This is a genomic window from Sphingopyxis sp. RIFCSPHIGHO2_12_FULL_65_19 (genome assembly GCF_001830555.1).
Taxonomy (GTDB): Bacteria; Pseudomonadota; Alphaproteobacteria; order Sphingomonadales; family Sphingomonadaceae; genus Sphingopyxis.
In genome coordinates, this window is sequence record NZ_MIAM01000062.1 from 42,084 (window position 1) to 47,200 (window position 5,117).

Below are 5,117 nucleotides of genomic sequence, written 5' to 3' on the forward strand. Positions count from 1 at the left end.
AGCCGGTCGAGATGGAGCGTGACTGCGCGATGTGCCACAGCCTGGCGTTCGAGACCGTCGGCGGGGTGACGCGGACGCTGCGCCACGGCGAGCCGGAACAGGTCGTCGCCGACCTGACGGCCTATTATCGTTCGACGCCGCCCGCGCGGCCGCTGCAACTCGGCGGGATGCAGCGCAGGCGCCCCGGCGCCTATGCCGAGGGACAGGTCTACAACATCTATTTCAACGAGGTCGCGGCGCGGCCGTCGCGGGCGCAGGATGCGGTGCGCGCGGTCTTTTCAAAAGGCGGCGCCTGCTATGATTGCCACACGATCTTCCCCCCCGCGGCGGGCAGCAACTGGCGCGTCATGCCGGTCAACCAGACGGCGCGCTACCTGCAAAAAGGCTGGTTCGACCATGACGCGCACCGCGAAACCGAATGCGCCGATTGCCACACGGCCGCACCCGCATCGAAACGGTCGGCCGACCTGCTCGTCCCCGGGCTGCGCCAGTGCCGCGACTGCCATGTCGGCGAGGGGGGCGCGCGGCTGGTAAAGGTCCGGACCGCGACCGAATCGCCCTGCGCCATGTGTCACGAATATCATTCGGATGGCGGCAAACCGTGGATGCCGCCCCGCCAGCGCCAGAAAAACACCGCGGCAATCACAAATAAACGTCTTGGCGCTATAGATGGTGTGAGCATGATCACAGGAACCGGGGGACGGGGCCTTTACGATGTGACGTGGCGCACACCTTCCTTGCACGCGGCAAGGCGGGGTGGGTAAGCTTTTGGTGGTCGGGACCAGCCGGCCGTGAACGGGGGGCGGATATGCTGATCGCGCAGATCACAGATATCCATATCGGGTTCGATCCGGACAATCCGGCCGAATATAACCGCAAGCGCCTCGACGAGGTGCTCGACGTGCTGATCGAGGGGCCGAACCGACCCGACCTGTTGCTTGCGACCGGCGATATCACCGATCGCGGCGACGACGACAGCTATCGCCGCCTGCTCACCGCCTTTTCGCGCTGCCCCTTTCCGGTGTGGCCCAGCGTCGGCAATCACGACCTGCGCGACAATTTCCATGCCCGCTTTCCGGGGTTCGATGACGGCAACGGGTTCGTGCAATATGTGATCGACTTGCCCGAATTGCGGTTGGTGACGGTCGACACGCTGGAAGAGGGGCGCCATGGGGGCGCCTTTTGCGCGGCGCGGGCCGCATGGCTCGACGCCGAACTGGCAAAGGCGCCGACGAAGCCGACCTATATCGTCATGCACCACCCGCCGGTCGAAAGCGGGATCGAGTGGATGAACACCCATCCCGACGAACCATGGGTGACGGCTTTCACCGACGTCGTTCGCCGCCACAGCCAGGTGCGCGGGCTGATCTGCGGACATCTGCATCGCTCGGTGACCGTCGCGTGGGAGGGGCGGACCGTCGCCATCTGTTCGTCGACCGCGCCGCAAGTGTCGCTCGACCTCAGGCCCATCGACGAAAACCATCCCGACGACCGGCCGATGATCGTCGCCGAAGATCCCGCATATGCGCTCCACCGCTGGAACGGGCGCGAACTGGTCAGCTTTTACGATCACGCCGGGGCGCACACGATGCTCGCCAAATATGACGAGCGGCTGCAACCGCTGGTGCGCGAACTCAAGGCCGAACGGCCGGGGTAACAGCGACGACCATGCTATGTGAATCGTCATCCCGGCCTTCGCCGGAATGACGAACCAAATTTGCGAGAGGAAGGCGGCGCGTCAGCTGTATCCGCGCAGTTCGTCACCCGTCAGCGTCGCCACATGCAGCACGTTGGTCGATCCGGGCGTGCCGAACGGAACCCCCGCCATCATCACCAGCTTCGCGCCCGCCTTGCAGATGCCGTGGCGCAGCGCCATGCGCTTGCCCTTGGCGATCATCTCTTCAAAACTGCCGATATCCTTCGTCGGCACCGCATGGGCGCCCCACAAAAGGCCCATCCGCCGCGCTGCCTCGCGCTTTGGCGTCAGGACGAGCAACGGAGCGCCCGGCCGTTCGCGGGCAACGCGGCGCGCGGTCGAACCCGATGCGGTAAAACAGATGATCGCATCGGCGGCGATCGTCTGGATGATCGTGCCCGCGGCTTCGGCCAGCGCGTCGGCCGTGGTCGCGTCGGGAGCGGTTTCGGTGAAATGCAGGCGGCGGAAATAATCGGGATCGCTTTCGACCGAGCGCGCGATCGAATCCATCATGGTGACCGCCTCGACCGGCCAGGCGCCCGCCGCGGTCTCTGCCGACAGCATGATGGCGTCGGCGCCATCATAAACCGCCGTGGCGACATCGCTCACCTCCGCGCGCGTCGGCGACGGCGAAACGATCATCGATTCGAGCATCTGCGTCGCGACGACGACGGGCTTGCCCATGCGGCGCGCAGTCGCAACGATCCTTTTCTGAAGCGGCGGCACGGCTTCGGGCGGCAGTTCGACCCCCAGGTCGCCGCGCGCGACCATCGCCGCATCGGCGAGCTCGAGAATTTCCTCGATCCGCTGCACCCCCGACGGCTTCTCGAATTTGACGAGCAAAGCCGCCTTGCCGCCGATCAGCGTCCGCGCCTCGGCCACGTCCTCCGGACGCTGGACGAACGACAGCGCAATCCAGTCGACATTCTGTTCGAGCGCGAAAGTCAGGTCCTTGCGATCTTTCTCGGTCAGCGCGGCGAGCGGAACGACGACGTCGGGGACATTCACGCCCTTGCGGTCCGAAATCTTGCCGCCGACCTCGACCACCGTCTCGATCTTGTCCGACGTCACGCTTTTCACGCGCAGCACCAGCTTGCCATCGTCGATCAGCAGGCGCGTATCGGGTTCGAGCGCGGCGAATAATTCGGGATGCGGCAGGTGGACGCGCGTCGCGTCGCCGGGCGCCTTGTCGGCATCGAGCGTGAAGGCGGCCCCCTTCACCAGATCGGCGGGACCATCCCGGAAGGTCCCGACGCGCAACTTGGGCCCTTGCAGGTCGACGAGGATCGTCGTCGGACGTCCGGTGTCCTTTTCAAGCGCGCGGATCGCGGCGATCACCTTGGCATGGCCGGCATGGTCGCCATGGCTCATATTGACGCGAAAGGCGTCGGCGCCGGCGCGGTGCAGTTCGGCGATCATCGCCGGATTGGCACTGGCGGGACCGAGGGTCGCCAAAATGCGCACCTTGCGCTGGCGGGGGGTAAAGCTCTGAACCACAAATGCTCCAATGGCTGGGGGACGCTAGGGTAATGCCGCCTTGATAGGGCAATGCCGCCTTGATACCCGCAAGGCAACAACCGTATAGCTATTCAATCATCAAAGGGGGCCAGCATGTCGTGCAGCGACGATCAGACGACCGGGAACGACGCGCTGGACAGCCTGGACGATGCGGTCGCCGCCGCGGCGTTCCGCCGCCTCGTCCGCCTGCTCCAGCACCGCCATGACGCGGCAAATATCGACCTGATGGGTCTTGCCGGATTCTGCCGCAACTGCCTGGGCGACTGGATCGCCGAGGCGGGCGGGATGGACAAGGAAGCCGGGCGCGCGATCGTTCACGGCATGCCGACCGCGGACTGGAAGGCCCGCTTTCACACCGCGGCGACCCCCGAACAGATGGCGCGGATGGAAGAAAGCATGGCGAAGAATCCCTGACCTCGCTAGGGACGCGCCGAGGCGATTCTCGCCACGCAATCATCCAGTCCAGCGGAGTATAAAATGAGCGAAGCCACCGTATCCGACGAACAACTGCGCCTGTTCATCGAGCGCATCGAGCGTCTGGAAGAAGAGAAGAAGGGCATCGCCGACGATATTCGCGACACCTATAACGAAGCGAAATCGCAGGGTTATGATCCGAAGATCATGCGCCAGATCGTGCGCCTGCGCAAACTGCCCGTCCATGACCGCAAGGAAATGGAAGCGATCCTGGACGTGTACAAATCGGCGCTCGGGATCGACTGACGCCAATCCCCGCAAGCCACAGGAGAGTGACGATGTTCAGCACCACCACCAATGCAATCGAGGGCCGTCCGGTCCGCGAATATCTGGGCATCGTCACCGGCGAGGTGATCGTCGGCGCCAATCTGTTCCGCGACCTGTTTGCGTCGATCACCGACATCGTCGGCGGCCGGTCGGGCAAATATGAAGATGTCCTGGCCCGCGCGCGCAAGGAAGCGATCGCCGAGATGGAAGCCGAAGCCGCGCGCCTGGGCGGCAATGCGGTCGTCGGCGTCGACCTCGATTACGAAGTACTCGGCCAGAATGGGTCGATGCTGATGGTCAGCGCATCGGGAACCGCCGTGGTTGTCTGACTTGTGACATCGCGCTAGGGGCGGCGCCAGCTTTCAAAATTACCGATGGAGGGTGGCTTGGCCGGCCATAGCAAATTCAAGAACATCATGCACCGCAAGGGTGCGCAGGACAAAAAGCGCAGCAGCCTCTTCTCGAAGCTCAGCCGCGAAATCACCGTCGCGGCGAAGATGGGCCTACCCGATCCCGACGCGAATGCGCGCCTGCGCGCCGCGGTCAACGCCGCGAAGGCGCAGTCGATGCCGAAGGACAATATCCAGCGCGCGATCGACAAGGCCGCGGGGGGCGACGGCGATAATTACGAAGAAATCCGCTACGAAGGTTACGGCCCCGGCGGCGTGTCGCTGATCGTCGAGGCGCTGACCGACAACCGCAACCGCACCGCGACCAACGTCCGCACCGCGTTCAGCAAGAATGGCGGCAACCTCGGCACCTCGGGCAGCGTCAGCCACGGCTTCGACCGCCTTGGCATGATCAGCTATGCGGCGACCGCCGGCGACGCCGACACGGTGTTCGAGGCGGCGCTCGACGCGGGCGCCGACGATGTCGAATCGTCGGAGGACGGCCACGACATCTGGACCAGCGTCGACAGCCTGCACGAAGTCGCGAAGGCGCTGGAGGGCAAGCTCGGCGAGGCCGAAGGCGTGAAACTCGCCTGGCGTCCGACGCTGAAGAGCGAAGTCGCCGACGAGGCGACCGCGCAGACCTTGTTCAAGCTGATCGACACGCTCGACGATGACGACGACGTCCAGACCGTGTGGGGCAATTACGAGATCCCCGATGCGGTGATGGAGAAATTGGGGTGAACTTATCCCCCCTCCCCTTCAGGGGAGGG

The 5,117-nt window shown here is 64.7% G+C and carries 7 protein-coding genes; 6 read left to right on the forward strand and 1 reads right to left on the reverse strand.

Features of this window, described 5'->3' with window-relative positions; all coding sequences use genetic code 11:
- Both A3E77_RS16765 and A3E77_RS16770 read left to right on the forward strand, forming a co-directional pair.
- Positions 1-764: cytochrome c3 family protein (locus tag A3E77_RS16765; protein ID WP_293648020.1), on the forward strand; the 764-nt coding region annotated here is incomplete at its 5' end.
- A gap of 44 nt (positions 765-808) precedes the next feature.
- Positions 809-1,657 carry a phosphodiesterase gene (locus tag A3E77_RS16770; RefSeq protein WP_293648022.1) on the forward strand — a complete coding sequence of 283 codons (849 nt, stop codon included), beginning with the start codon at positions 809-811 and terminating at the stop codon, positions 1,655-1,657.
- An 81-nt stretch (positions 1,658-1,738) separates the two neighbouring features.
- On the opposite strand, the gene pyk is transcribed toward A3E77_RS16770, so the two are convergent.
- Positions 1,739-3,193 carry a pyruvate kinase gene (pyk, locus tag A3E77_RS16775; protein ID WP_293648024.1) on the reverse strand — a complete coding sequence of 485 codons (1,455 nt, stop codon included), beginning with the start codon at positions 3,191-3,193 and terminating at the stop codon, positions 1,739-1,741.
- 114 nt (positions 3,194-3,307) lie between these two features.
- Between pyk and A3E77_RS16780 the strand changes: the two genes are divergently transcribed.
- From A3E77_RS16780 to A3E77_RS16795, 4 genes are all read left to right on the forward strand, one after another.
- Positions 3,308-3,628: a DUF1244 domain-containing protein gene (locus tag A3E77_RS16780; RefSeq protein WP_293648026.1), complete on the forward strand. Its 321-nt coding sequence runs from the start codon at positions 3,308-3,310 to the stop codon at positions 3,626-3,628.
- A gap of 63 nt (positions 3,629-3,691) precedes the next feature.
- The gene (locus A3E77_RS16785) at positions 3,692-3,934 is read left to right on the forward strand and encodes a DUF2312 domain-containing protein (protein WP_037555168.1); all 243 of its coding nucleotides are present in this window, start codon (positions 3,692-3,694) and stop codon (positions 3,932-3,934) included.
- A gap of 32 nt (positions 3,935-3,966) precedes the next feature.
- The gene (locus A3E77_RS16790; RefSeq protein WP_293648028.1) at positions 3,967-4,284 is read left to right on the forward strand and encodes a heavy metal-binding domain-containing protein; all 318 of its coding nucleotides are present in this window, start codon (positions 3,967-3,969) and stop codon (positions 4,282-4,284) included.
- Between the two features lie 57 nt (positions 4,285-4,341).
- Positions 4,342-5,088, forward strand: coding sequence for a YebC/PmpR family DNA-binding transcriptional regulator (locus tag A3E77_RS16795; protein WP_293648030.1), 747 nt, complete (start codon positions 4,342-4,344; stop codon positions 5,086-5,088).
- Positions 5,089-5,117: the final 29 nt, after the last annotated feature.